The organism is Escherichia sp. KTE172 (assembly GCF_000408845.1).
In the GTDB taxonomy this organism is placed as follows: Bacteria; Pseudomonadota; Gammaproteobacteria; order Enterobacterales; family Enterobacteriaceae; genus Escherichia; species Escherichia coli.
On the sequence record NZ_KE137316.1, the window covers coordinates 2,893,482 to 2,919,780 of the forward strand.

Consider the following 26,299-nt stretch of genomic DNA (forward strand, 5'->3'; position numbering starts at 1 on the left):
TTTAAACGCCGAACTCTTCGCGATAGGCCTTAACCGCCGCCAGATGTTCCGCCATTTCCGGCTTCTCTTCCAGGTAAGCAATCAGGTCTTTCAAGGTGATGATAGAGATCACTTTGCAGTTGTAATCACGCTCAACTTCCTGAATTGCCGAAATCTCGCCGCGCCCCCGTTCCTGACGATCGAGCGAAATCAATACGCCAGCAAGCGTCGCGCCATTGGCCTGAATAATTTCCATCGACTCGCGGATCGCCGTTCCGGCGGTGATCACATCATCTACCAGCATTACGCGTCCTTGTAACGCGCTACCAACCAGATTGCCGCCTTCACCGTGGTCTTTTGCCTCTTTGCGGTTAAAGCAGTACGGCAGGTCAAGGTCATGATGCTCCGCCAGCGCCACGGCGGTAGTGGTCGCAATCGGGATCCCTTTGTAAGCAGGGCCAAACAGCAGATCGAACTCAATGCCGGAATCCACCAACGCTTCAGCGTAAAAACGGCCTAACAGTGCCAGATCGCGCCCGGTATTAAACAGCCCGGCGTTGAAGAAATAGGGGCTTTTGCGCCCGGACTTCAGCGTAAACTCGCCAAACTTTAACACCTGCTTGCTAAGCGCAAATTCAATAAACTGGCGCTGATATGGTTTCATGCCTTCGCTCCTCATCTTACTTTTCTACAGACAAAAAAAAGGCGACTCATCAGTCGCCTTAAAAATCAGTTTGCCAGCGCCGCCTTCTGCGTCGCTACAATGGATTCGATTCCCCCTCGGGCCAGCGCCAACAAGGTGAGTAGCTCTTCATGGGTGAACGGCTCGCCTTCTGCCGTTCCCTGCACTTCAATGATACGCCCGTCTTCGGTCATCACTACGTTCATGTCGGTCTCTGCGGCTGAGTCTTCAACGTATTCCAGATCGCAAACCGCTTCGCCGTTCACAATCCCGACAGAAACCGCGGCTACCATCCCTTTCATCGGGTTGGTTTTCAGCTTGCCGTTTTCCACCAGCTTCTGTAGCGCATCTGCCAGCGCCACGCAGGCACCCGTAATCGACGCGGTACGCGTGCCACCATCAGCCTGAAGCACGTCGCAGTCCAGCGTAATAGTGAACTCACCCAGCGCTTTCAAATCTACTGCCGCGCGAAGAGCACGGGCGATCAGACGCTGGATTTCCATGGTGCGTCCACCCTGCTTACCTTTCGCCGCTTCACGCGCGTTACGGGTGTGGGTAGAACGTGGCAGCATGCCGTACTCTGCGGTGATCCAGCCCTGGCCCTGACCTTTCAGGAAGCGCGGCACGCCTTCTTCAATAGAGGCGGTACACAATACTTTGGTATCGCCAAATTCGACCAGCACCGAGCCTTCTGCATGTTTTGTATAGTTACGAGTCAGGGTAACGGGACGCACCTGATTATTGCTACGGCCTGCTGGACGCATATTGAAATCTCCGGCTTGAAACAAATGTGGCTGCGCATTATACGGACTTCCGGCGGTTATTCCTATCCTGACAAGGCATCGATGGCTATAATCCTTCCACCTCTCCTTTTATAAACAGGAACGTCTATGATCCGCAGTATGACCGCCTACGCCCGGCGTGAAATCAAGGGTGAATGGGGGAGCGCAACCTGGGAAATGCGCTCGGTAAACCAGCGTTATCTGGAAACTTACTTTCGTCTGCCGGAGCAGTTCCGTAGCCTTGAACCTGTCGTTCGCGAGCGTATTCGTTCTCGCCTGACGCGCGGTAAAGTGGAATGTACCCTGCGCTATGAACCAGATGTTAGCGCACAAGGTGAGCTGATCCTCAACGAAAAACTGGCTAAACAGCTGGTAACTGCCGCGAACTGGGTAAAAATGCAGAGTGACGAAGGGGAAATCAACCCGGTTGATATTCTCCGCTGGCCGGGGGTAATGGCAGCCCAGGAGCAGGATCTCGACGCGATTACCGCTGAAATTCTCGCGGCGCTGGATGGTACGCTGGACGACTTTATCGTCGCACGCGAAACCGAAGGTCAGGCGCTGAAAGCATTGATCGAGCAGCGTCTGGAAGGCGTCACCGCCGAAGTGGTCAAAGTCCGCGCCCATATGCCGGAAATCCTGCAATGGCAGCGTGAGCGTCTGGTCGCGAAGCTGGAAGATGCTCAGGTGCAACTGGAAAACAACCGTCTGGAGCAGGAGTTGGTTCTGCTGGCACAACGAATTGACGTTGCCGAAGAACTGGATCGCCTCGAAGCGCATGTCAAAGAGACCTACAACATTCTGAAGAAAAAAGAAGCGGTTGGTCGTCGTCTGGACTTTATGATGCAGGAGTTCAACCGCGAGTCGAACACTCTTGCGTCGAAATCTATCAATGCCGAAGTGACGAATTCTGCCATCGAGCTGAAAGTGTTGATTGAGCAGATGCGCGAGCAGATCCAGAACATTGAATAACTCGTAACGCCAATTCTTCCTTTTCAGCCTTCACAAATGCCGCCCACTCAAACAGAGCGGCATTTTTCCTCCCCGCAACATTCAATTCTGTTTTGCGTGCCTGCTCCAGATTTTGCGATGTTTTTTTGCCCAGCGCAGTGAGAACGTGAGATACTTACAACTGTATATAAACACAGTTGTAGACTTACTTTCCTTGCAATCGATATCACATGGAGTGGGCAATGAACGAACATCATCAACCTTTTGAAGAGATAAAGCTGATTAATGCAAACGGAGCAGAACAATGGTCAGCAAGACAACTTGGAAAACTACTGGGTTATTCAGAGTATCGTCACTTTATACCTGTATTAACGCGCGCCAAAGAAGCTTGTCTGAATAGTGGTCACACAATTGATGACCATTTCGAGGAGATCCTCGATATGGTCAAAATTGGCTCAAATGCCAAAAGAGCATTAAAAGACATCGTACTCTCCCGCTATGCCTGTTACCTGGTAGTACAAAACGGCGACCCTGCGAAACCGGTTATTGCGGCAGGGCAAACTTATTTTGCTATCCAGACCCGACGGCAGGAGCTGGCTGACGATGAAGCTTTCAGGCAACTTCGTGAAGACGAAAAGCGTCTTTTTCTGAGAAATGAGTTGAAAGAACATAACAAACAATTAGTTGAGGCAGCGCAGCAAGCTGGGGTAGCGACAGCTATCGATTTCGCCATATTTCAGAATCATGGTTACCGGGGACTGTATGGTGGATTAGATCAGAAAGCTATCCATCAGCGGAAGGGGCTGAAAAAGAGTCAGAAGATCCTGGATCATATGGGTTCAACAGAACTGGCGGCTAATCTCTTTCGAGCTACCCAAACAGAAGAAAAACTCAAGCGGGATGGCGTGAATTCAAAACAGCAAGCTAACACCACACACTTTGACGTGGGTAGCAAGGTGAGGCAAACCATTCAGGAACTTGGCGGAACCATGCCTGAGGAGTTGCCGACCTCGCAGGTCAGCATCAAGCAGTTGGAAAACAGTGTAAAAATTACAGAGAAGAAATAGCAGAAACTAAAAACTCTTTTTGTTGATTGAGATACCCGATGCGTAAGCCAAAGTCCAGGTGCGGTGAACACAATGGCTAACATTGCACCTTTCTTTTCCACCCCTCAGTTTTAACCTACTTTTTCTTATGTATTTTCTCAGACAAGAAGTCAGAAGAATGCATCTACGCTACAGAAAACAACGATTTCACATAACTAAAAATTATCAATTTCCTCTCACCTTAAAAAATCTCAATCGTGACAATGCGTACAAATCGCTACCCTGCCAGACAGATTTTTAGGGAGATAACCATGCTGTTACACATTTTGTATTTGGTTGGCATTACTGCCGAAGCCATGACGGGGGCGCTGGCGGCCGGACGACGGCGCATGGATACATTTGGCGTAATTATTATTGCGACCGCCACGGCAATTGGCGGAGGGTCAGTGCGCGATATTCTGCTGGGCCACTATCCGCTCGGCTGGGTCAAACACCCGGAATATGTGATTATTGTCGCTACCGCCGCAGTACTCACCACTATCGTTGCTCCTGTAATGCCTTACCTGCGCAAAGTGTTTCTGGTGCTCGATGCGCTCGGACTGGTGGTCTTTTCTATCATTGGCGCACAGGTTGCGCTGGATATGGGACACGGCCCGATCATTGCCGTTGTCGCAGCTGTGACGACCGGCGTATTTGGCGGCGTTTTGCGCGATATGTTCTGTAAACGCATCCCACTGGTATTCCAGAAAGAGTTGTATGCCGGTGTCTCATTTGCCTCCGCCGTGCTGTACATCGCGCTGCAACACTATGTTTCTAACCATGATGTGGTAATTATCTCCACCCTGGTATTCGGCTTTTTTGCCCGCTTACTGGCGCTACGCCTTAAGCTGGGATTACCGGTCTTTTACTACAGCCACGAAGGTCACTAAGGTTCAAAACCTGTGATCTGCTGGGCAGCCAGCCAACTGCCCAGCTTCTTGATTTGCGCATTTTCCTTCCATTCAATAACCTGTCTGGCGCGCCCCGATCCAGTCCCCGGCAGCTGCTGCCAGAACTGCTCCGTGCTCAATAAAAGTTGCGACCAGGACCGTTCATCACTGGCATTAAGCGCCGCCCGGGTTAGCGGTATTCCCATTGCCATCACCCAGCGAGTAAAAGGCTGCTTACGAGCCAGATTAAACTGATGCCATAGCTGCGCACTTTTACTTTTCGCGATCCCCGGCGTGTTCTGTAATTGCTCTGGCGTTAATAAAAGCCAGGAAAAGATATGCTCAAAGCGATGAGTCTGATGCAGCGCGCGCCAGCCGGCCTCACCAATGCCATCCAGCCCAAGAACCTGTTTTGACCCCAGCCAGACTAAGCGTGAAATGAACTGTTCCTGACAAACATCAGAAGCAAAGTAGCAGGTCAACGAGTTAAAGCGGTTTTCTGGCGGTGTCGGTTTTGTACGTTCTGCACCGCGCCACACCACATCATCAATGCGAGGAATACCCTGACCGGCAAGGCTGACGAGGATCTGATCACCAGGCGCAATATCCCACTCCTGCCAGCGCCTGACGGAACCAATATTCACCCGCTGGACTTTTTTATCATCAAGCATGACAGGTGCGAGTGACGCAACCACCGATATTTTACCGCTCTTACCCACCGCAAACTGAATCGTCTTCACTTCGGCAACCTGAGCTACAGGTTGATATTTCCAGGCCACCAACCATTCTGCCTGGCCTGGTAGCCAATGGCGGGATTCGGGTTCTTTCGCCGCTCGCACAACCACGCCATCGGTGACGAAGGGTAATTTCGCTTTCCACCACGCATTGCGTACGCGCGCAACTTCATCAGCATTTTTCACCGCACGGGTATACGTCTGCGTTAGAGTAAAACCAGCGGTAGCCAGCTCTTTTAAACGATCGGTCATTAACTGCGGTCCATCCGGCCATGCCCAGACAAAAACGCCTAGAGAATTCAGCGTGTCGCTATCGTCCTGGCGCATCATCAGACCAGCAACTTTTGCGCGGGCATTTATTCCCCCCATTTGTTGTTGGATATGCCCCTCGCGTTTGAGAAATATTTCCCCCTGAAGCGTACTGTTGGCTAAAGGCCCGCTAACGGTTTGCGGCACAGCGGAAATTAAGCGAACTTTCTGCGTCCAGTCCTCGCCTTTCAGGCCATTGCCGCGACTGATTGCTTTGTTCAGTTTCCCGTCCCGATAAACCAGGGTTACCGCAACGCCATCAACTTTTGGCTGCACCCAAAGATCGCTACGTTCGCGCATCCACAGACTTAATGCGATTTTATCCGCCATTTTGCGTACACCCGTATGGGCTACCGGATGTATAACCGCACCGTTTAAAGGCGGCATCATCACATCGGGGGTCTCGTTCCCAAAACAGCGTTGCCACTGCGTAAGACGGGCGCTTAACTGATCGTAAACACCGTCTTCAACCTCACTTTTCCCTTCCTTCCAGTAGTCATCGTCCCACTGTTTTATTTGCTGTTGCAGGCGGGAAATTTCTTCCTGTGCTCTGGCTGGCGACCAGGCCGGACAGACCGCCCACGCCGATGATTGCCAGCACAAGATACTTATTAATATCGCCATCCATACTTTCATCATCACCTCCGCTGTAGATTGTCAGGCAGATATACAACGTGATGAAAGCAAAGCCGAGTGGCAAAAACGGAGTCTGCGAGGACGCTTCCTGAGAATCGTCTTTATTGCAGTGAATGACAGGCAAATGCGGAAGCAGCTACGCAAAACGCAACAACTTTGCGCAAAAAGTGTGAGCAAGGGCTACGTCACATGGCCGCGCCGTGTATAATAAGCTCGTATGTAGGCTTTATTTCGCTAATCACATACGAAAGATACTCATGGCTCAAGGCACGCTTTATATTGTTTCTGCCCCCAGTGGCGCGGGTAAATCCAGCCTGATTCAGGCTTTATTAAAAACCCAACCGTTGTATGACACCCAGGTTTCTGTTTCACACACCACACGCCAACCGCGTCCTGGTGAAGTCCACGGTGAACATTATTTCTTTGTTAATCATGATGAATTTAAAGAAATGATTAGCAGAGATGCGTTCCTCGAACACGCAGAAGTTTTTGGTAATTACTATGGCACTTCGCGTGAGGCCATTGAGCAAGTCCTGGCGACCGGTGTCGATGTTTTTCTCGATATCGACTGGCAGGGCGCGCAGCAAATTCGCCAGAAGATGCCGCACGCGCGGAGTATCTTTATTTTACCGCCGTCCAAAATTGAACTGGACCGCCGTCTACGCGGTCGCGGTCAGGACAGCGAAGAGGTCATTGCAAAGCGTATGGCGCAAGCTGTTGCAGAAATGAGCCATTACGCCGAATATGATTACCTGATTGTGAATGATGACTTCGATACTGCGTTGACCGATTTGAAGACCATTATTCGCGCCGAACGTCTGCGCATGAGCCGCCAAAAGCAGCGTCATGACGCTTTAATCAGCAAATTGTTGGCAGACTGAACCTGATTTCAGTATCATGCCCAGTCATTTCTTCACCTGTGGAGCTTTTTAAGTATGGCACGCGTAACTGTTCAGGACGCTGTAGAGAAAATTGGTAACCGTTTTGACCTGGTACTGGTCGCCGCGCGTCGCGCTCGTCAGATGCAGGTAGGCGGAAAGGATCCGCTGGTACCGGAAGAAAACGATAAAACCACTGTAATCGCGCTGCGCGAAATCGAAGAAGGTCTGATCAACAACCAGATCCTCGACGTTCGCGAACGCCAGGAACAGCAAGAGCAGGAAGCCGCTGAATTACAAGCCGTTACCGCTATTGCTGAAGGTCGTCGTTAATCACAAAGCGGGTCGCCCTTGTATCTGTTTGAAAGCCTGAATCAACTGATTCAAACCTACCTGCCGGAAGACCAAATCAAGCGTCTGCGGCAGGCGTATCTCGTTGCACGTGATGCTCACGAGGGGCAAACACGTTCAAGCGGTGAACCCTATATCACGCACCCGGTGGCGGTTGCCTGCATTCTGGCCGAGATGAAACTCGACTATGAAACGCTGATGGCGGCGCTGCTGCATGACGTGATTGAAGACACACCCGCCACCTACCAGGACATGGAACAGCTTTTTGGTAAAAGCGTCGCCGAGCTGGTAGAGGGGGTGTCGAAACTTGATAAGCTCAAGTTCCGCGATAAGAAAGAGGCGCAGGCCGAAAACTTTCGCAAGATGATTATGGCGATGGTGCAGGATATCCGCGTCATTCTCATCAAACTTGCCGACCGTACCCACAACATGCGCACGCTGGGCTCACTTCGCCCGGACAAACGTCGCCGCATCGCCCGTGAAACACTCGAAATTTACAGCCCGCTGGCGCACCGTTTAGGTATCCACCACATTAAAACCGAACTCGAAGAGCTGGGTTTTGAGGCGCTGTATCCCAACCGTTATCGCGTAATCAAAGAAGTGGTGAAAGCCGCGCGCGGCAACCGTAAAGAGATGATCCAGAAGATTCTTTCTGAAATCGAAGGGCGTTTGCAGGAAGCGGGAATACCGTGCCGCGTCAGTGGTCGCGAAAAGCATCTTTATTCGATCTACTGCAAAATGGTGCTCAAAGAGCAGCGTTTTCACTCAATCATGGACATCTACGCTTTCCGCGTGATCGTCAATGATTCCGACACCTGTTATCGCGTGCTCGGGCAAATGCATAGCCTGTACAAGCCGCGTCCGGGTCGCGTGAAAGACTACATCGCCATTCCAAAAGCGAACGGCTATCAGTCTTTGCACACCTCGATGATTGGCCCGCACGGCGTGCCGGTTGAGGTCCAGATCCGTACCGAAGATATGGATCAGATGGCAGAGATGGGTGTTGCCGCGCACTGGGCTTATAAAGAGCACGGCGAAACCAGCACCACCGCACAAATCCGCGCCCAGCGCTGGATGCAAAGCCTGCTGGAGCTGCAACAGAGTGCCGGTAGCTCGTTTGAATTTATCGAGAGCGTTAAATCCGATCTCTTCCCGGATGAGATTTACGTTTTCACACCGGAAGGGCGCATTGTAGAGCTGCCTGCCGGTGCAACGCCCGTCGACTTCGCTTATGCGGTGCATACCGATATCGGTCATGCCTGCGTGGGCGCGCGTGTCGACCGTCAGCCTTACCCGCTGTCGCAGCCGCTTACCAGCGGTCAAACCGTTGAAATCATTACCGCACCGGGCGCTCGCCCGAATGCCGCGTGGCTGAACTTTGTCGTCAGCTCGAAAGCGCGCGCAAAAATTCGTCAGTTGCTGAAAAACCTCAAGCGTGATGATTCTGTTAGTCTGGGCCGTCGTCTGCTCAACCATGCGTTGGGGGGTAGCCGTAAGCTCAATGAAATCCCGCAGGAAAATATTCAGCGCGAGCTGGATCGCATGAAGCTGGCTACGCTTGACGATCTGCTGGCTGAAATCGGCCTTGGTAACGCAATGAGCGTGGTGGTCGCGAAAAATCTGCAACATGGGGACGCCTCCATTCCACCGGCAACCCAAAGTCACGGACATCTGCCCATTAAAGGTGCCGATGGCGTGCTGATCACCTTTGCGAAATGCTGCCGCCCTATTCCTGGCGACCCGATTATCGCCCACGTCAGCCCCGGTAAAGGTCTGGTGATCCACCATGAATCCTGCCGTAACATCCGTGGCTACCAGAAAGAGCCAGAGAAGTTTATGGCTGTGGAATGGGATAAAGAGACGGCGCAGGAGTTCATCACCGAAATCAAGGTGGAGATGTTCAATCATCAGGGCGCGCTGGCAAACCTGACAGCGGCAATTAACACCACCACCTCGAATATTCAAAGTTTGAATACGGAAGAGAAAGATGGTCGCGTCTACAGCGCCTTTATTCGTCTGACCGCCCGTGACCGTGTGCATCTGGCGAATATCATGCGCAAAATCCGCGTGATGCCAGACGTGATTAAAGTCACCCGAAACCGAAATTAATGTTTTATGAACCCAACACGTTATGCACGCATCTGCGAAATGCTCGCCAGGCGGCAGCCTGATCTGACCGTCTGCATGGAGCAGGTCCACAAACCTCATAACGTTTCTGCGATTATTCGTACTGCAGATGCCGTTGGCGTACATGAAGTTCATGCTGTCTGGCCTGGCAGTCGGATGCGCACCATGGCTTCGGCAGCTGCGGGTAGTAACAGCTGGGTACAGGTGAAAACGCACCGCACCATTGGCGATGCCGTCGCTCATCTGAAAGGCCAGGGCATGCAGATTCTGGCAACCCATCTTTCTGATAACGCTGTCGATTTCCGCGAAATTGATTACACTCGCCCGACCTGTATTTTGATGGGACAGGAGAAAACAGGCATCACGCAGGAAGCGTTGGCCCTGGCGGATCGGGACATCATCATTCCGATGATTGGCATGGTGCAATCGCTGAATGTTTCCGTTGCCTCAGCCCTCATTCTTTACGAAGCCCAGCGCCAGCGGCAAAATGCGGGCATGTACCTGCGTGAAAACAGCATGTTGCCGGAAGCAGAGCAACAACGCCTGCTGTTTGAAGGCGGCTATCCGGTGCTGGCGAAAGTCGCAAAACGCAAAGGCCTGCCTTACCCCCACGTCAATCAGCAGGGCGAAATTGAAGCCGATGCCGACTGGTGGGCCACTATGCAAGCTGCAGGGTAAGTACCATGAAAGGTCGCCTGTTAGATGCTGTCCCGCTCAGTTCCCTAACGGGCGTTGGTGCAGCGCTTAGTAACAAGCTGGCGAAAATCAACCTGCATACCGTGCAGGATCTACTCTTACACCTTCCCCTGCGCTACGAAGATCGCACCCATCTCTACCCCATCGGAGAACTACTACCGGGCGTTTATGCCACGGTAGAAGGCGAAGTACTGAATTGCAATATCTCCTTCGGCGGTCGGCGGATGATGACCTGCCAGATCAGCGACGGTTCCGGCATTCTCACCATGCGCTTTTTCAACTTCAACGCGGCAATGAAAAATAGCCTGGCGACGGGCCGCCGTGTACTGGCTTATGGCGAAGCAAAGCGCGGTAAATATGGTGCGGAGATGATCCACCCGGAATACCGCGTGCAGGGCGATCTCAGCACGCCAGAATTACAGGAAACGCTCACGCCGGTTTACCCAACTACGGAAGGCGTAAAGCAGGCCACGCTGCGTAAATTAACCGATCAGGCGCTGGATCTGCTCGACACCTGCGCCATTGAAGAACTCCTGCCGCCGGAACTGTCACAAGGAATGATGACGCTACCGGAAGCGTTGCGCACTTTGCACCGCCCGCCGCCGACGCTACAGCTTAGCGATCTCGAAACCGGGCAGCATCCAGCACAACGCCGTCTGATTCTGGAAGAACTGCTTGCGCACAACCTCAGCATGTTGGCGTTACGCGCTGGTGCACAACGTTTCCATGCCCAGCCGCTTAGCGCCAATGACGCGCTGAAAAATAAACTCCTCGCAGCCTTACCGTTCAAGCCAACGGGCGCACAGGCACGCGTGGTGGCGGAGATCGAGCGCGATATGGCGCTGGATGCGCCGATGATGCGCCTGGTACAGGGCGATGTAGGTTCCGGTAAAACGCTGGTCGCTGCCCTCGCCGCGCTGCGTGCGATTGCCCACGGCAAACAGGTGGCATTGATGGCACCAACCGAATTACTCGCCGAACAGCACGCCAATAACTTCCGCAACTGGTTTGCACCGCTCGGTATCGAAGTGGGCTGGCTCGCCGGTAAACAGAAAGGTAAAGCACGGCTGGCACAGCAGGAAGCCATCGCCAGCGGTCAGGTGCAGATGATTGTCGGAACACACGCCATCTTCCAGGAACAGGTGCAGTTTAACGGCCTGGCGCTGGTGATTATCGACGAACAGCATCGTTTTGGCGTGCATCAGCGTCTGGCGTTATGGGAGAAAGGCCAGCAGCAGGGCTTCCATCCGCATCAGTTGATCATGACCGCGACGCCGATCCCCCGCACGCTGGCGATGACCGCGTATGCCGATCTCGATACCTCGGTGATAGATGAGCTGCCGCCAGGCCGCACGCCAGTGACGACAGTGGCAATCCCGGATACGCGTCGTAACGACATTATCGACCGCGTGCGCCACGCCTGTATGACTGAAGGGCGTCAGGCGTACTGGGTGTGCACACTCATTGAAGAGTCAGAGTTACTGGAAGCGCAGGCGGCGGAAGCTACCTGGGAAGAGTTGAAACTGGCGCTACCAGAGTTGAATGTTGGTCTGGTACACGGACGGATGAAACCAGCCGAGAAGCAGGCCGTCATGGCATCATTTAAACAAGGCGAGTTACACCTGCTGGTTGCCACTACCGTTATTGAAGTCGGCGTTGATGTGCCTAACGCCAGCCTGATGATTATCGAAAACCCGGAGCGTCTGGGTCTGGCGCAGTTGCACCAGCTTCGCGGGCGTGTAGGTCGTGGTGCGGTGGCTTCTCACTGCGTGTTGCTCTACAAAACACCGCTCTCTAAAACGGCGCAAATTCGCCTGCAGGTACTGCGCGACAGCAACGACGGTTTTGTGATTGCACAGAAAGACTTAGAGATTCGCGGACCGGGTGAACTGTTAGGTACGCGTCAGACGGGTAATGCTGAGTTTAAAGTGGCGGATTTACTGCGCGATCAGGCGATGATCCCGGAAGTTCAGCGCCTGGCGCGACATATTCACGAACGTTACCCACAACAGGCAAAAGCCCTGATAGAACGCTGGATGCCGGAGACGGAACGTTACTCGAATGCGTAAAAGGCGGCGGTGAGAAGACCGCCGCTTCATCGGTTAACCGGCAAAAATCGGCAACATTAAATACAGCTTAATCACCAGCGCGTTAACGATATCAATAAAGAACGCACCGACCATCGGCACTACCAGGAACGCCATGTGCGACGGGCCAAAACGTTCAGTGATCGCCTGCATGTTGGCGATTGCCGTTGGCGTTGCACCGAGGCCAAAACCACAATGACCCGCAGCCAGCACTGCCGCATCGTAGTTTTTGCCCATCATGCGCCAGGTAACGAAGATGGCATACAACGCCATGAAGATGGTCTGTACCACCAGAATCGCCAGCATCGGCAGCGCCAGCGAAGCCAGCTCCCATAGTTTCAGCCCCATCAGCGCCATCGCCAGGAACAACGACAGGCTTACGTTACCAAGCACGGATACCGCACGCTCAAAGACGCGGTAAAAGCCCATCATTGACAGACCGTTGCTCAGAATCACGCCAACAAACAGTACACAGACGAAGGTCGGCAGTTCAAAAGCAGTGCCAGCCAAAAGTTGCGCAACAATTTTCCCCACCGTCAGGCAGATAGCAATCAGCGCGATAGTTTCAATCAGCACCAGCGAGGTGATCATGCGGCCCACATCCGGCTTTTCGAACGCCGTCGGGACTTCCTGGTCATCCGGAATACCGTTCGGCGTGGTGGAGTGTTTCACCAGATAGCGCGCTACCGGACCGCCAATCAAGCCGCCCAGCACCAGACCAAACGTCGCACAGGCCATCGCCACTTCCGTCGCATTGGTGAAGCCATAACGTTCAATGAACAATTTACTCCATGCTGCTCCCGTACCGTGACCGCCGGAAAGCGTAATAGAACCGGCCAGCAGCCCCATCAGCGGATCAAGCCCTAACAGGCTAGCCATACCAATGCCAATGGCATTTTGCATCACCAACAGACCAACAACCACAATCAAGAAGATGCCAACCACACGCCCACCGGCACGCAAACTGGCAATGTTGGCGTTCAGGCCAATGGTGGCGAAGAATGCCAGCATTAACGGATCGCGCAGGGACATATCAAAGTTGACTTCCCAGCCCATGCTTTTTTTCAGTACCAGTAGCGCCAGCGCCACCAACAAACCACCCGCAACTGGTTCCGGTATGGTGTATTTCTTCAAAAAGGAGACGGAATGGACCAACTTACGCCCGAGCAGCAACGTCAGCGTTGCGGCAACAAGCGTTGCTAAAGTATCGAGATGAAACATAGTTACTCCTTTGTATCCGCATCACTCTTTCATACTCGTCATACTTCATCGCGCAGTGGCAACTTATGAACTATGACGGGTATCGAGTTATGCTTTCCTGGGTCAAATTCTCAGCTGTTAATGAACAAATGGCATGGATTTTAAGCAGAAAAATACCAAAAGTTATATAAAAAAGTGCATTTATCTCATTTAAATATTTAGATGAGGATGTGGCAAACGTTTGCTTTTATCTTTCGGTCAGCTAAAATGCCCGCTTTGCTACCACGGGATTGTTTTCGATGTCTGTTTCCACCCTCGAGTCAGAAAATGCGCAACCGGTTGCGCAGACTCAAAACAGCGAACTGATTTACCGTCTTGAAGATCGTCCGCCGCTTCCTCAAACTCTGTTTGCCGCCTGTCAGCATCTGCTGGCGATGTTCGTTGCGGTGATCACGCCAGCGCTATTAATCTGCCAGGCGCTGGGTTTACCGGCACAAGACACGCAACACATTATTAGTATGTCGCTGTTTGCCTCCGGTGTGGCATCGATTATTCAAATTAAGGCCTGGGGTCCGGTTGGCTCCGGGCTGTTGTCTATTCAGGGCACCAGCTTCAACTTTGTTGCCCCGCTGATTATGGGCGGTACCGCGCTGAAAACCGGTGGTGCTGATGTTCCTACCATGATGGCGGCTTTGTTCGGCACGTTGATGCTGGCAAGTTGCACCGAGATGGTGATCTCCCGTGTTCTGCATCTGGCGCGCCGCATTATTACGCCGCTGGTTTCTGGCGTTGTGGTGATGATTATCGGCCTGTCGCTAATTCAGGTGGGGCTAACATCCATTGGCGGCGGTTACGCAGCCATGAGCGATAACACCTTCGGCGCACCGAAAAATCTGTTGCTGGCAGGCGTGGTCTTAGCCTTAATTATCCTGCTTAACCGTCAACGTAACCCATATTTGCGCGTGGCCTCACTGGTGATTGCGATGGCGGCCGGATATGCGCTGGCGTGGTTTATGGGCATGTTGCCAGAAAGCAACGAACCGATGACGCAAGAACTGATTATGGTACCAACGCCGCTCTATTACGGCCTTGGCATTGAATGGAGTCTGCTGCTGCCGCTGATGCTGGTCTTTATGATCACTTCGCTGGAAACCATTGGCGATATCACGGCGACCTCTGACGTTTCCGAACAGCCAGTGTCCGGTCCGCTGTACATGAAACGCCTGAAAGGCGGCGTGCTGGCAAACGGCCTGAACTCGTTTGTTTCGGCGGTATTTAACACCTTCCCGAACTCCTGCTTCGGGCAGAACAACGGTGTGATCCAGTTGACCGGTGTTGCCAGCCGCTATGTCGGTTTTGTCGTCGCGCTGATGTTGATCGTGCTGGGTCTCTTCCCGGCGGTGAGCGGTTTTGTACAACATATTCCAGAACCGGTTCTGGGCGGCGCAACGCTTGTAATGTTTGGCACCATCGCCGCCTCCGGTGTGCGCATTGTGTCTCGTGAGCCGCTGAACCGTCGGGCGATTCTGATTATCGCGCTGTCGCTGGCGGTCGGTCTGGGCGTGTCTCAGCAGCCGCTGATTTTGCAGTTTGCCCCTGAATGGCTGAAAAACCTGCTCTCCTCCGGGATCGCCGCGGGCGGTATTACTGCCATCGTGCTGAATCTGATTTTCCCACCAGAAAAACAGTAATTCACTGGCGGCGGTAAGATAATTACCGCCGCAGTCTCACCTCTTTCACCATTCCCGCCTTGAGGATTGCGCGTAAATCGTGCATAACTCCCTTATGTGCATTTCACGGGATGGAAGACCATGAAATTTATTGGGAAGCTGCTTCTCTACATTCTCATCGCTCTGTTAGTGGTGATCGCTGGCCTCTATTTTCTTCTGCAAACCCGCTGGGGAGCAGAACATATCAGCGCATGGGTTTCCGAAAATAGTGACTATCATCTGGCCTTCGGGGCGATGGATCACCGTTTTTCCGCGCCATCTCATATCGTGCTGGAGAACGTCACGTTTGGTCGTGATGGTCAGCCCGCGACCCTGGTGGCCAAAAGTGTCGACATTGCGCTAAGCAGTCGCCAACTGACCGAATCACGCCATGTCGATACCATCCTGCTGGAAAACGGGACGCTGAATCTCACCGACCAGACCGCGCCGCTACCGTTCAAAGCCGATCGTCTGCAACTGCGTGATATGGCGTTTAATAGCCCGAATAGCGAATGGAAACTGAGCGCGCAGCGGGTAAATGGCGGCGTGGTTCCGTGGTCACCAGAAGCCGGTAAAGTGCTGGGTACGAAGGCGCAGATTCAGTTTAGTGCCGGATCGCTTTCGCTCAATGATGTTCCTGCCACCAATGTACTGATTGAAGGCAGTATTGATAACGATCGCGTTACGCTGACTAACCTGGGTGCCGACATCGCCCGCGGGACATTAACCGGAAACGCGCAGCGTAACGCCGACGGCAGCTGGCAAGTGGAAAATCTGCGCATGGCGGATATCCGTCTACAAAGCGAAAAATCGCTAACCGACTTCTTTGCGCCATTACTCTCTGTCCCGTCGTTGCAGATTGGTCGCCTGGAAGTCATCGACGCTCGCCTGCAAGGTCCGGACTGGGCGGTGACCGACCTCGATCTCAGCTTGCGCAACATGACCTTCAGTAAAGATGACTGGCAGACACAGGAAGGCAAACTGTCGATGAACGCTAGCGAGTTCATTTATGGTTCGCTGCATTTATTTGACCCGATTATAAACGCGGAATTTTCCCCGCAGGGCGTAGCGCTGCGCCAGTTCACCAGCCGCTGGGAAGGGGGCATGGTCAGAACGTCCGGAAACTGGCTGCGCAACGGGAAAACGTTGATCCTTGATGATGCGGCAATTGCCGGACTGGAATATACCTTGCCAAAAAACTGGCAACAGTTGTGGATGGAAACGACACCGGGTTGGTTAAACAGCCTGCAACTGAAGAGATTTAGCGCCAGCCGCAATCTGATCATTGATATCGACCCTGACTTCCCGTGGCAGCTCACCGCGCTCGATGGTTACGGTGCCAACCTGACGCTGGTTACCGATCATAAATGGGGCGTCTGGAGTGGTTCGGCGAATCTGAATGCCGCCGCCGCGACATTCAATCGTGTTGATGTTCGTCGCCCATCGCTGGCGCTGACCGCCAACAGCAGCACGGTGAATATCAGCGAACTGAGTGCATTTACTGAAAAAGGCATTCTGGAAGCCACCGCCAGTGTTTCACAAACGCCACAACGTCAGACCCATATCAGCCTGAATGGACGCGGTGTGCCGGTGAATATTTTGCAACAGTGGGGATGGCCTGAATTACCGTTGACTGGCGACGGCAATATTCAGCTTACCGCCAGCGGCGATATTCAGGCCAATATCCCGCTGAAACCTACGGTTAGCGGGCAACTCCATGCCGTGAACGCCGCAAAGCAGCAAGTGACTCAAACCATGAATGCGGGCGTCGTTTCCAGTGGTGAAGTTACGTCGACGGAGCCGGTGCAGTAAAAATCAATCTCGCCGGGTACGACTCAGACGTACCCGGCATTCCGTCAATAGATTACAACGTAATTGTCAGCGCATTCCCTTGAGGCGTCACCACCAGCCCCTGCTCACTTTCAGCCTGCGAACCGCCTTGCAGACCATTTACTTTCACAACATTGCGCAAGCACAGTGTCCAGTTCTTCGCCTCGCCCGCACCAGTCACAGTAATCGTGTTACCAGTACGTGTTGCTTTTAGAGTAAAGATCACCGAACCGTCAGCAGCGGGCACTTCACAAAGAGCTTCATGCCCGTCTTGCAGATTAAAGAGATGGAATGCCGTGCCTTCGTGCCACGCGTAATCGGGACGTTGCTCGTTGTTGCCCAGCGCCAGTAGGGTGTTATCACGCACATAAACGGGCAGACTCAGGAAGCTGTGCTGCTGTTTATGCCAGCGACTACCATCGAGTTCATCGTTGTGCCACAGATGTGTCCAGCGACCTTCCGGCAAGTAGAACTGCACATCGCCCGCTTCAGTGAACACCGGAGCAACCATCACGTTGTCGCCTAACATGTATTGACGGTCAAGGTAATCACAAGCCGGATCGTCCGGGAACTCCATCATCATGGCCCGCATCATCGGCGTACCCCGCGCGTTCGCACGAGCAGCTTCACGATACAGATACGGCATCATGCGGCATTTCAGTTGCGTGAAGAAGCGCACCACATCACAGGACTCATCATCATAGGCCCACGGCACACGATAAGATTTGCTGCCATGTAAACGGCTATGGCTGGAGAGCAAACCAAACGCGCACCAGCGTTTGTAAACGTGCGCCGGAGCGGTATTCTCAAAGCCGCCGATATCGTGGCTCCAGAAGCCAAAACCTGAAAGGCCAATAGACAAACCACCGCGCAGGCTTTCCGCCATTGATTCGTAGTTAGCGTAACAGTCGCCACCCCAGTGTACCGGGAATTTCTGCGCACCAACGGAGGCCGAGCGAGCAAACAAGACGGCTTCTTCCTGGCCAACGGTTTCCTTGAGCACGTTCCACACCAGTTCGTTGTAGATGTACGCATAATGGTTATGCATTTTCTGCGGATCGGAACCGTCAAACCATTGAACATCGGTTGGAATACGTTCGCCAAAGTCAGTCTTAAAGCAATCAACGCCCATCGCGACCAGACCTTTCAGTTTGTCGGCGTACCATTTGCAGGCATCCGGATTGGTAAAGTCATAAATCGCCAGACCTGGCTGTAATGCCGATCAGTTAAGGATCAGTTGACCGATCCAGTGGCTGTGTAAGAATCCGGAAACGCTCACTTGTTTCCGGATTTTTTTATGCACATTGGACAGGCTCTTGATCTGGTATCCCGTTACGATTCTCTGCGTAACCCACTGACTTCTCTGGGGGATTACCTCGACCCCGAACTCATCTCTCGTTGCCTTGCCGAATCAGGTACTGTAACGCTACGCAAGCGCCGTCTTCCCCTCGAAATGATGGTCTGGTGTATTGTTGGCATGGCGCTTGAGCGTAAAGAACCTCTTCACCAGATTGTGAATCGCCTGGACATCATGCTGCCGGGCAATCGCCCCTTCGTTGCCCCCAGTGCCGTTATTCAGGCCCGCCAGCGCCTGGGAAGTGAGGCTGTCCGCCGCGTGTTCACGAAAACAGCGCAGCTCTGGCATAACGCCACGCCGCATCCGCACTGGTGCGGCCTGACCCTGCTGGCCATCGATGGTGTGTTCTGGCGCACACCGGATACACCAGAGAACGATGCAGCCTTCCCCCGCCAGACACATGCCGGGAACCCGGCGCTCTACCCGCAGGTCAAAATGGTCTGCCAGATGGAACTGACCAGCCATCTGCTGACGGCTGCAGCCTTCGGCACGATGAAGAACAGCGAAAATGAGCTTGCTGAGCAACTTATAGAACAAACCGGCGATAACACTCTGACGTTAATGGATAAAGGTTATTACTCACTGGGACTGTTAAATGCCTGGAGCCTGGCGGGAGAACACCGCCACTGGATGATACCTCTCAGAAAGGGAGCGCAATATGAAGAGATCAGAAAACTGGGTAAAGGCGATCATCTGGTGAAGCTGAAAACCAGCCCGCAGGCACGAAAAAAGTGGCCGGGACTGGGAAATGAAGTGACTGCCCGCCTGCTGACCGTGACGCGCAAAGGAAAAGTCTGCCATCTGCTGACGTCGATGACGGACGCCATGCGCTTCCCCGGAGGAGAAATGGGGGATCTGTACAGTCATCGCTGGGAAATCGAACTGGGATACAGGGAGATAAAACAGACGATGCAACGGAGCAGGCTGACGCTGAGAAGTAAAAAGCCGGAGCTTGTGGAGCAAGAGCTGTGGGGTGTCTTACTGGCTTATAATCTGGTGAGATATCAGATGATTAAAATGGCGGAACATCTGAAAGGTTACTGGCCGAATCAACTGAGTTTCTCAGAATCATGCGGAATGGTGATGAGAATGCTGATGACATTGCAGGGCGCTTCACCGGGACGTATACCGGAGCTGATGCGCGATCTTGCAAGTATGGGACAACTTGTGAAATTACCGACAAGAAGGGAAAGGGCCTTCCCGAGAGTGGTAAAGGAGAGGCCCTGGAAATACCCCACAGCCCCGAAAAAGAGCCAGTCAGTTGCTTAACTGACTGGCATTACAGACCTGGCTGCCATTTATCCCACTGCCACAGCGAACCGTCCGGGCGTTTGAGTAAATAGCCTTTCTCTTGTAACTCTTTAAAGACAGGGGATTTTTGCCCGATATAGGGGTTAATCCAGACGCAGATTTTCAGCCCTTTCGCTTTCAGGCGGCGGATCATCCCTTCCGGGTCCGGGAAAGTCAGCGGGTCCCACTCAAAATCGCACCACTGGAAGGCTTTCATCCAGAAACAGTCAAAGTGGAAAACATGCAGTGGCAGATTGCGTTCCGCCATACCATCGATAAAGCTGTTTACCGTCGCTTCGTCGTAGTTGGTGGTAAATGAAGTGGTTAGCCACAGACCGAAGGACCACGCGGGCGGCAGCGCCGGACGACCAGTAAAACGGGTATAACGATCAAGTACCGCTTTCGGCGTCGGGCCGTCGATAACAAAGTATTCGAGATATTCACTCTCAACGCTGAACTGCACTTTGGAGACTTTCTCCGCTCCCACTTCAAAAGAGACGCATTGAGGATGATTGACCAGTACCCCATAACCACGGTTAGTCATATAGAACGGGATATTTTTATACGCCTGTTCAGTACTTGTGCCGCCGTCCCGGTTCCAGGTCTCTACCGTCTGGCCATTGCGCACCAGGGCAGTAAAGCGCTCACCCAGACCGTAAACTGTTTCGCCAACGCCAAGATCCAGCCGCTCAAACATATAATTTCGTTGATTATTCGTGTCCTGCACGTAGCCATTATTTTTCACCTGACTACCGGTAATACGTTCGCCGTTGCGCAGAAAATCCAGTGACCAGAACTCACCTTTGCTGACACGCGCGCTTAAGTTGCCACTTTTAAACTCAGCGTAACGTTCTGTGTTTTCGATTGTGACCTTCACGTCCTGCAAAATATTGAGCGGATAATGAGGACCGTTATTCAGCGCCCCCTGAAAATGCTCAATCCGTACACCGACAATACCTTCCTGTGGGGAGAAAAAGCGCAGCGTAAATAAAGGCGTATCAAGCTGCCAGGTTCGTTCACGCACATCACGGGGGGCAGCATAGACCACCATTTCATTACCCTGCTGTTCAACCTCGAACACCTGAAGCGGGTGAATCAAATTGAGGCCAGGTTGAATCAACCAGTTTCCATCGCTAATTTTCATTGCCGTTCCTTAGTTCTGCACTTCTTGAGAGGTGAATTGTTGCTGGCAACGGCGTTTGCCCTGGGCCAGCTGTTCCATAACGGTTTTCAGATTGTGCGTCGTGAGTGAGTAGTAGCGTTTAGCGATAATCGCGCTCAGCAAATAACAGATCGCCGGAACAATCGTGAATAGCGCAATAATGATGCTAATCGTGGCGCTGTTCTGCGCTTTTTCTGCCGCATCATATCCGCCATAAGCCAGCATCCAGCCGATAAGAGCGCCGCCGAAGGCCAACCCCAGTTTGAGCACAAACAGCGTGCCAGCAAAACTGATCCCGGTCAGGCGTTTACCATTGCACCACTCGCCGTAGTCGACGGTATCGGACATCATTACCCACTGGATAGGTGTCACTAGTTGATGCAACACACCAATCACGAAGATGAAGACAAACATGGTGATGCTGGCCTGCATAGGAACAAAGAACATCGCGAGGCTAATCACTGCCAGCAGGGCGTTCGTCCACCAGAAGATAGTGACTTTACATTTCCAGTCGGTCAGCGGTTTTGCCAGTGCGGAACCAATCAGGTTACCCACGCAATAAGTGGTGAGAAAAGCGACAAACACTTCCGGCGTACCCAAAATCCATGTGACGTAATACATCATCGCTCCACCGCGTACGCACACCGCCAGGATATTGAAAATGGTTAGTAAACCGACAATCCGCCACTGGTCGTTTTGCCAGATATCACGTAAATCTTCCCGCATAGACGTCGTTGTAGGTGGTGCTTCAACGCGTTCTTTAGTGGTGAAGAAACAAAATGCCAGCATCATAAATGCCACCACGGAAAGGACCGCGATACCGCCCTGGAAACCGAGTGGTTTATTATCACCACCAATTAAATTAACCAGCGGCATCATCAGCACAGTAGAGAGCATGCCTCCCGCGGTCGCCAGCACAAAACGCCAGGATTGCAGCGAGATACGCTGAGTCGGGTCATTGGTGATTACACCACCCAATGCGCAGTAAGGGATATTAACGATGGTATAAAGTAAGGTAAGTAGGGTGTAAGTAATTGCTGCATAAATCATTTTTCCGTTCATACTGAGATCTGGCGTGCTATAGGCCAGTACACAGACGATCCCAAATGGCAGTGCGCCAAACAGTACCCACGGACGAAATTTACCCCAGCGAGAGCGCGTTCGATCGGCCAACAACCCCATGCAAGGATCGGAAATCGCATCCAGTGCACGAGCGACCAAAAACATGGTTCCGACAAATCCGGCAGGTATGCCAAAAATATCGGTATAAAAGAACATCATATATAACATTACGTTATCGAAAATAATGTGGCTGGCGGCGTCTCCCATGCCATAACCAATTTTCTCTTTAACGGACAACACTTCACTCTTCATCTGCTTTTCCTTGATGCTATAGGGGTGCTGAGACCGATAACGCATTTTGTAAACCATCCCTGTGAGAGCGAATATTCCGATATCTGGTTATTAATTTATGATTCTTGTTTTATGTGATCGTGGTAGCGTTAATTTCGCTCATATATCATTGTAAAATATGGGTTTTATATGAACTATAATGCTTTCGTGATAATACGCTGCGTGTATTAGGCGGAAAAAACTGATCTGGGGGATGTAGAAACTCAAGGAAGTAGCTATAATGCGCCCCGCCTCCATGTAGCAATCGAGGCGCGGAAGATCGTCGTCTCCGGTGAGGCGGCTGGACTTCAAATCCAGTTGGGGCCGCCAGCGGTCCCGGGCAGGTTCGACTCCTGTGATCTTCCGCCAATTAGCCTCTTCTGACATTCTCCAACCCCTTGTAATACTGTCATTCCAGAGATTTTCTATCTGCTCAATATTCAATCGGCTTCAGGAATACCTGATCAAAAGTTTTGTGATGGACGATGAGCGACTGAAGAATCCGCCTGTCGGTTCTTCTGTCCTCGAACGCATCCGCGATATGCGCGCCAGCATGTGCCGTGTTTATTTGCAGGTGATTTGCCCCCTGCTGGCTCTCAGCCAACTGTATCGCCATTAAGGTGAAGATATTGTTTTACACGCTCCATAACACCCTTTTTTATACGACGATTCTATTCCTTTAACAGCTGGCGAAAAAAACTGACCTGTAAACTTCACCAATAATCAGACTGTCATCAAGATTAATTTTTTCATTTAATATATCAAATCAACTTGTTTTATTTTTACTATCAAAAATAGCTCATTGCCTTACTATAATTAATATATAAATTCGGTGATTAATTCTTAACATGCTTTTGCTAATAATCTCAATTGCTGGCCCTATAATATTGCGCTAGCATTGCTTTCTGGTTGTATCAGCGACACTCAAAAATTCTTAATACAATACTCATTCGACTGGTACTTATTTGTAACTCAGTTATATTTTGTCGCCCGGTGATTCAGAAGAATGCAAAAAACGGCTACCACTCCATCAAAAATACTTGATCTCACTGCCGCGGCATTTTTACTTGTCGCCTTTCTGACGGGTATTGCGGGCGCTCTCCAGACTCCTACCCTAAGTATATTCCTCGCAGATGAACTGAAAGCCCGTCCTATAATGGTAGGTTTTTTCTTCACCGGTAGCGCTATTATGGGAATTCTTGTCAGTCAATTTCTGGCAAGACACTCCGATAAACAAGGCGACCGTAAATTACTGATCCTGCTATGTTGCTTATTTGGAGTGCTGGCCTGCACGCTTTTTGCGTGGAATCGCAACTACTTCATTCTCCTCTCTACGGGCGTACTTCTGAGTAGTTTTGCTTCCACCGCAAACCCGCAAATGTTCGCCCTCGCCCGTGAACACGCCGACAGAACAGGCCGTGAGACGGTAATGTTCAGTACATTTTTACGTGCTCAGATCTCGCTTGCCTGGGTTATCGGGCCACCGCTCGCTTATGAGCTGGCAATGGGATTTAGTTTTAAAGTGATGTATCTCACCGCAGCCATCGCATTTGTTGTTTGCGGGCTGATAGTCTGGTTGTTTTTGCCATCAATACAAAGAAATATTCCTGTCGTTACCCAACCCGTAGAAATTTTACCCTCCACCCATAGGAAGCGGGATACACGGCTACTTTTCGTGGTTTGTTCAATGATGTGGGCGGCGAATAATCTCTACATGATAAATATGCCGCTATTTATTATTGATGAACTGCATCTAACCGATAAACTGGCTGGAGAAATGATTGGTATTGCTGCCGGTCTGGAAATTCCGATGATGTTAATCGCAGGCTATTACATGAAACGTATTGGCAAGCGGCTATTAATGCTCATTGCTATCGTGAGTGGAATGTGTTTTTACGCCAGCGTACTCATGGCGACGACTCCGGCAGTTGAGCTGGAATTGCAAATTCTAAATGCCATCTTCCTTGGTATTCTCTGTGGTATCGGCATGCTTTATTTTCAGGACCTGATGCCTGAAAAAATAGGCTCTGCGACAACGTTATATGCAAATACTTCACGCGTCGGCTGGATTATCGCCGGCTCTGTTGACGGAATTATGGTTGAAATCTGGAGCTACCACGCGTTGTTCTGGCTGGCGATAGGGATGTTGGGTATTGCGATGATTTGCCTGCTGTTTATTAAAGATATTTAGCTCACCTGTCTGGGCTAAGAAAAATCGGCGTGGCGCAAACAGAGCCATCCTCGCCATTTTTGCTATCATGCCTGCATACATAAACGACAAAACAGTATGCAGAGGGAAAAATGGGTTCCACCAGAAAGGGGATGCTGAACGTTCTGATTGCCGCCGTGTTGTGGGGAAGTTCAGGGGTCTGCGCGCAATACATCATGGAGCAAAGCCAGATGTCGTCGCAGTTTTTGACTATGACGCGTTTGATATTCGCCGGTTTGATTCTGCTGACGCTGTCATTTGTGCATGGCGATAAAATCTTTTCTATTATTAACAATCACAAAGATGCCATTAGTCTGCTGATTTTTTCCGTGGTTGGTGCGCTAACCGTACAGCTCACTTTTTTACTAACCATTGAAAAATCGAATGCTGCCACGGCAACGGTGCTGCAATTCCTCTCACCGACGATTATCGTCGCCTGGTTCTCACTGGTGCGTAAATCTCGCCCGGGCATTCTGGTTTTCTGCGCTATTTTGACATCGCTGATCGGGACTTTTTTATTGGTGACACACGGTAATCCGACGTCATTATCGATCTCTCCGGCCGCGTTATTCTGGGGCATTGCCTCGGCATTTGCTGCTGCATTCTATACCACCTATCCCTCAACGCTGATTGCCCGCTATGGCACGTTACCGGTCGTCGGCTGGAGTATGCTGATCGGTGGTCTGATCCTGCTGCCCTTCTATGCCGGGCAAGGAACAAACTTCGTGGTTAATGGCAGCCTGATTCTGGCGTTTTTCTATCTGGTGGTAATCGGAACTTCGCTAACCTTTAGTCTATATCTGAAAGGCGCACAGCTCATTGGCGGGCCAAAAGCCAGCATTCTGAGCTGTGCAGAACCATTAAGTAGCGCGCTGCTCTCTTTGCTGTTGCTGGGGATCACGTTCACATTGCCGGACTGGCTGGGAACGCTGCTGATTCTGTCATCGGTGATTTTGATTTCAATGGATTCTCGTCGCCGCGCCAGAAAAATAAATCGTCCGGCGCGGCATGAGTGAGAATTACCAGCCAGGCACCGCGCCACCGTTAAAGATGGTTTCTGCCGCTTTAGCGACTTCGGGCGATTGATAAGATTGCAGAAATTCCTTCACGTTTTCTGCATTCTTATTATCTTCCCGTGCCACCAGAATATTCACATACGGCGAATTCTTATCTTCAATAAATACGCTGTCGTGCACCGGAGAAAGCCCGGTCTGCTGAATGTAAGTGGTGCTGATAATCGCCACATCAACTTTGGGATCATCCAGTACGCGCGGGAGCTGTGCCCCCTCGAGTTCCATAATCTGCAAATGACGAGGATTCTCGGTTATATCCAGCGCGGTAGGTAGTAACCCTTTTCCCTCTTTCAGAGTAATTAGCTTCTCTTTTTGCAACAGTAAAAGCGCGCGACCAAGGTTGGTCGGGTCGTTGGGGATCGCCACTGTCGCGCCTTCTTTTATTTGCGCCACGGTTTTGATTTTTTTGGAATAACCCGCCATGGGGAAGACAAACGTATTTCCCACCGCTACCAGTTTATAACCATGCGCCTGATTATCTTGTTCAAGAAAGGGGCGATGCTGGAAGACGTTCGCATCAAGCTCGCCATGATTTGTCGCATCGTTCGGTAGCAACGAACCGCTAAATCCTACCAGTTCAACATCGAGGCCATACTTCTCTTTTGCCACCTTTTTAGCGACTTCCGCGACATCTTGTTCTGCGCCATTAATAACGCCCACTTTAATGTGCTTTTCATCGCTGTTGCTCTGGTCGCAACCTGCCAGCAGAATTCCTGCCAGCAATAATGAGGCCCCCACCCGTAGATGATGTGTTGTCAGTTTCACTTTTTTATCCTTTTTTTAATCGTTAACTGACTATAATGGCAAGATCACTACGATTTAAAAAACGAAAAGCTATCGAATAGAAGAAAAAGGTATATAAAACTGGCACTTCTTACTGACCACGCAAA

General features: G+C 51.6%; 19 protein-coding genes, 1 tRNA gene and 3 pseudogenes. 15 read left to right on the plus strand and 8 right to left on the minus strand.

Features of this window, described 5'->3' with window-relative positions; translation table 11 throughout:
• Position 1: 1 nt before the first annotated feature.
• Positions 2 to 643 (minus strand): orotate phosphoribosyltransferase, encoded by a 642-nt coding sequence (gene pyrE, locus G434_RS10070; RefSeq protein ID WP_000806177.1) that lies wholly within the window; start codon positions 641 to 643, stop codon positions 2 to 4.
• A 65-nt stretch (positions 644 to 708) separates the two neighbouring features.
• Positions 709 to 1,425 (minus strand): ribonuclease PH, encoded by a 717-nt coding sequence (gene rph, locus G434_RS10065; RefSeq protein ID WP_001247093.1) that lies wholly within the window; start codon positions 1,423 to 1,425, stop codon positions 709 to 711.
• Between the two features lie 126 nt (positions 1,426 to 1,551).
• Between rph and G434_RS10060 the strand changes: the two genes are divergently transcribed.
• The 3 genes from G434_RS10060 to G434_RS10050 all read left to right on the plus strand — a co-directional run bounded on the left by G434_RS10060 (position 1,552) and on the right by G434_RS10050 (position 4,369).
• Positions 1,552 to 2,415, plus strand: coding sequence for a YicC/YloC family endoribonuclease (locus tag G434_RS10060; RefSeq protein ID WP_000621344.1), 864 nt, complete (start codon positions 1,552 to 1,554; stop codon positions 2,413 to 2,415).
• Between the two features lie 221 nt (positions 2,416 to 2,636).
• Positions 2,637 to 3,461 (plus strand): DNA damage-inducible protein D, encoded by an 825-nt coding sequence (gene dinD / locus G434_RS10055; RefSeq protein WP_001377125.1) that lies wholly within the window; start codon positions 2,637 to 2,639, stop codon positions 3,459 to 3,461.
• 290 nt (positions 3,462 to 3,751) lie between these two features.
• Complete coding sequence (locus tag G434_RS10050) at positions 3,752 to 4,369, plus strand: trimeric intracellular cation channel family protein (protein ID WP_000924289.1); 618 nt, start codon at positions 3,752 to 3,754, stop codon at positions 4,367 to 4,369.
• Here the strand turns inward: G434_RS10050 and ligB are convergent.
• Positions 4,366 to 6,048 carry an NAD-dependent DNA ligase LigB gene (gene ligB, locus G434_RS10045; protein ID WP_001309848.1) on the minus strand — a complete coding sequence of 561 codons (1,683 nt, stop codon included), beginning with the start codon at positions 6,046 to 6,048 and terminating at the stop codon, positions 4,366 to 4,368. The genes G434_RS10050 and ligB overlap by 4 nt on opposite strands.
• Before the next feature lie 257 nt (positions 6,049 to 6,305).
• Here ligB and gmk point away from each other — a divergent pair, with 257 nt between their 5' ends.
• From gmk to recG, 5 genes are read left to right on the plus strand one after another with little or no spacing between them, the layout of a single operon-like run.
• Complete coding sequence (gene gmk, locus G434_RS10040; RefSeq protein ID WP_001295237.1) at positions 6,306 to 6,929, plus strand: guanylate kinase; 624 nt, start codon at positions 6,306 to 6,308, stop codon at positions 6,927 to 6,929.
• A gap of 54 nt (positions 6,930 to 6,983) precedes the next feature.
• Positions 6,984 to 7,259, plus strand: coding sequence for a DNA-directed RNA polymerase subunit omega (gene rpoZ / locus G434_RS10035; RefSeq protein WP_000135058.1), 276 nt, complete (start codon positions 6,984 to 6,986; stop codon positions 7,257 to 7,259).
• 18 nt (positions 7,260 to 7,277) lie between these two features.
• Positions 7,278 to 9,386: a bifunctional GTP diphosphokinase/guanosine-3',5'-bis pyrophosphate 3'-pyrophosphohydrolase gene (spoT, locus tag G434_RS10030; protein WP_000280488.1), complete on the plus strand. Its 2,109-nt coding sequence runs from the start codon at positions 7,278 to 7,280 to the stop codon at positions 9,384 to 9,386.
• Between the two features lie 6 nt (positions 9,387 to 9,392).
• Positions 9,393 to 10,082 carry a tRNA (guanosine(18)-2'-O)-methyltransferase TrmH gene (gene trmH, locus G434_RS10025; RefSeq protein WP_001070187.1) on the plus strand — a complete coding sequence of 230 codons (690 nt, stop codon included), beginning with the start codon at positions 9,393 to 9,395 and terminating at the stop codon, positions 10,080 to 10,082.
• 5 nt (positions 10,083 to 10,087) lie between these two features.
• Complete coding sequence (recG, locus tag G434_RS10020; protein WP_000678399.1) at positions 10,088 to 12,169, plus strand: ATP-dependent DNA helicase RecG; 2,082 nt, start codon at positions 10,088 to 10,090, stop codon at positions 12,167 to 12,169.
• A 33-nt stretch (positions 12,170 to 12,202) separates the two neighbouring features.
• Here recG and gltS read toward each other — a convergent pair whose 3' ends face one another.
• Positions 12,203 to 13,408, minus strand: a complete 1,206-nt coding sequence (gene gltS / locus G434_RS10015) for a sodium/glutamate symporter (protein ID WP_000468836.1) — start codon at positions 13,406 to 13,408, stop codon at positions 12,203 to 12,205.
• Positions 13,409 to 13,686: 278 nt separating this feature from the next.
• Between gltS and xanP the strand changes: the two genes are divergently transcribed.
• Both xanP and G434_RS10005 read left to right on the plus strand, forming a co-directional pair.
• A complete protein-coding gene (xanP, locus tag G434_RS10010) occupies positions 13,687 to 15,078 on the plus strand; it encodes a xanthine/proton symporter XanP (protein ID WP_001295238.1) in 1,392 nt (463 codons plus the stop codon).
• 120 nt (positions 15,079 to 15,198) lie between these two features.
• Positions 15,199 to 16,908 carry an AsmA family protein gene (locus G434_RS10005; protein WP_001306620.1) on the plus strand — a complete coding sequence of 570 codons (1,710 nt, stop codon included), beginning with the start codon at positions 15,199 to 15,201 and terminating at the stop codon, positions 16,906 to 16,908.
• A gap of 52 nt (positions 16,909 to 16,960) precedes the next feature.
• Here the strand turns inward: G434_RS10005 and yicI (G434_RS10000) are convergent.
• A pseudogene (gene yicI / locus G434_RS10000) lies at positions 16,961 to 18,139 on the minus strand (alpha-xylosidase); the annotation flags it as partial.
• A 66-nt stretch (positions 18,140 to 18,205) separates the two neighbouring features.
• On the opposite strand from yicI (G434_RS10000), the gene G434_RS09995 reads away from it, so the two are divergent.
• A complete protein-coding gene (locus tag G434_RS09995) occupies positions 18,206 to 19,552 on the plus strand; it encodes an IS4-like element IS4 family transposase (RefSeq protein WP_000483767.1) in 1,347 nt (448 codons plus the stop codon).
• A gap of 13 nt (positions 19,553 to 19,565) precedes the next feature.
• Here G434_RS09995 and yicI (G434_RS09990) read toward each other — a convergent pair.
• Together yicI (G434_RS09990) and G434_RS09985 are read right to left on the minus strand one after the other, a co-directional pair.
• Positions 19,566 to 20,717 (minus strand): annotated as a pseudogene (gene yicI / locus G434_RS09990) (alpha-xylosidase); the annotation flags it as partial.
• 9 nt (positions 20,718 to 20,726) lie between these two features.
• Positions 20,727 to 22,109 (minus strand): glycoside-pentoside-hexuronide family transporter, encoded by a 1,383-nt coding sequence (locus G434_RS09985; RefSeq protein ID WP_000834422.1) that lies wholly within the window; start codon positions 22,107 to 22,109, stop codon positions 20,727 to 20,729.
• Between the two features lie 292 nt (positions 22,110 to 22,401).
• On the opposite strand from G434_RS09985, the gene G434_RS09980 reads away from it, so the two are divergent.
• From G434_RS09980 to G434_RS09970, 4 genes and pseudogenes are all read left to right on the plus strand, one after another.
• A tRNA-Sec gene (locus G434_RS09980) sits at positions 22,402 to 22,496 on the plus strand.
• A gap of 79 nt (positions 22,497 to 22,575) precedes the next feature.
• A pseudogene (gene rhuM, locus G434_RS0125565) lies at positions 22,576 to 22,704 on the plus strand (RhuM family protein); the annotation flags it as partial.
• 429 nt (positions 22,705 to 23,133) lie between these two features.
• Positions 23,134 to 24,318, plus strand: a complete 1,185-nt coding sequence (locus G434_RS09975) for a sugar efflux transporter (protein WP_001172876.1) — start codon at positions 23,134 to 23,136, stop codon at positions 24,316 to 24,318.
• A gap of 110 nt (positions 24,319 to 24,428) precedes the next feature.
• Positions 24,429 to 25,352 carry a carboxylate/amino acid/amine transporter gene (locus G434_RS09970; RefSeq protein WP_000535948.1) on the plus strand — a complete coding sequence of 308 codons (924 nt, stop codon included), beginning with the start codon at positions 24,429 to 24,431 and terminating at the stop codon, positions 25,350 to 25,352.
• 3 nt (positions 25,353 to 25,355) lie between these two features.
• Here the strand turns inward: G434_RS09970 and nlpA are convergent, their stop codons facing one another.
• Positions 25,356 to 26,174, minus strand: a complete 819-nt coding sequence (gene nlpA, locus G434_RS09965) for a lipoprotein NlpA (protein WP_000779443.1) — start codon at positions 26,172 to 26,174, stop codon at positions 25,356 to 25,358.
• Positions 26,175 to 26,299 lie beyond the last annotated feature (125 nt).

Coding starts and splice junctions, on each gene's coding strand:
- pyrE (WP_000806177.1), bottom strand. CDS start 643: ATGAAACCATATCAGCGCCAGTTTATTGAATTTGCGCTTAGCAAGCAG.
- rph (WP_001247093.1), bottom strand. CDS start 1,425: ATGCGTCCAGCAGGCCGTAGCAATAATCAGGTGCGTCCCGTTACCCTG.
- G434_RS10060 (WP_000621344.1), top strand. CDS start 1,552: ATGATCCGCAGTATGACCGCCTACGCCCGGCGTGAAATCAAGGGTGAA.
- dinD (WP_001377125.1), top strand. CDS start 2,637: ATGAACGAACATCATCAACCTTTTGAAGAGATAAAGCTGATTAATGCA.
- G434_RS10050 (WP_000924289.1), top strand. CDS start 3,752: ATGCTGTTACACATTTTGTATTTGGTTGGCATTACTGCCGAAGCCATG.
- ligB (WP_001309848.1), bottom strand. CDS start 6,048: ATGAAAGTATGGATGGCGATATTAATAAGTATCTTGTGCTGGCAATCA.
- gmk (WP_001295237.1), top strand. CDS start 6,306: ATGGCTCAAGGCACGCTTTATATTGTTTCTGCCCCCAGTGGCGCGGGT.
- rpoZ (WP_000135058.1), top strand. CDS start 6,984: ATGGCACGCGTAACTGTTCAGGACGCTGTAGAGAAAATTGGTAACCGT.
- trmH (WP_001070187.1), top strand. CDS start 9,393: ATGAACCCAACACGTTATGCACGCATCTGCGAAATGCTCGCCAGGCGG.
- recG (WP_000678399.1), top strand. CDS start 10,088: ATGAAAGGTCGCCTGTTAGATGCTGTCCCGCTCAGTTCCCTAACGGGC.
- gltS (WP_000468836.1), bottom strand. CDS start 13,408: ATGTTTCATCTCGATACTTTAGCAACGCTTGTTGCCGCAACGCTGACG.
- xanP (WP_001295238.1), top strand. CDS start 13,687: ATGTCTGTTTCCACCCTCGAGTCAGAAAATGCGCAACCGGTTGCGCAG.
- G434_RS10005 (WP_001306620.1), top strand. CDS start 15,199: ATGAAATTTATTGGGAAGCTGCTTCTCTACATTCTCATCGCTCTGTTA.
- G434_RS09985 (WP_000834422.1), bottom strand. CDS start 22,109: ATGAAGAGTGAAGTGTTGTCCGTTAAAGAGAAAATTGGTTATGGCATG.
- G434_RS09975 (WP_001172876.1), top strand. CDS start 23,134: ATGCAAAAAACGGCTACCACTCCATCAAAAATACTTGATCTCACTGCC.
- G434_RS09970 (WP_000535948.1), top strand. CDS start 24,429: ATGGGTTCCACCAGAAAGGGGATGCTGAACGTTCTGATTGCCGCCGTG.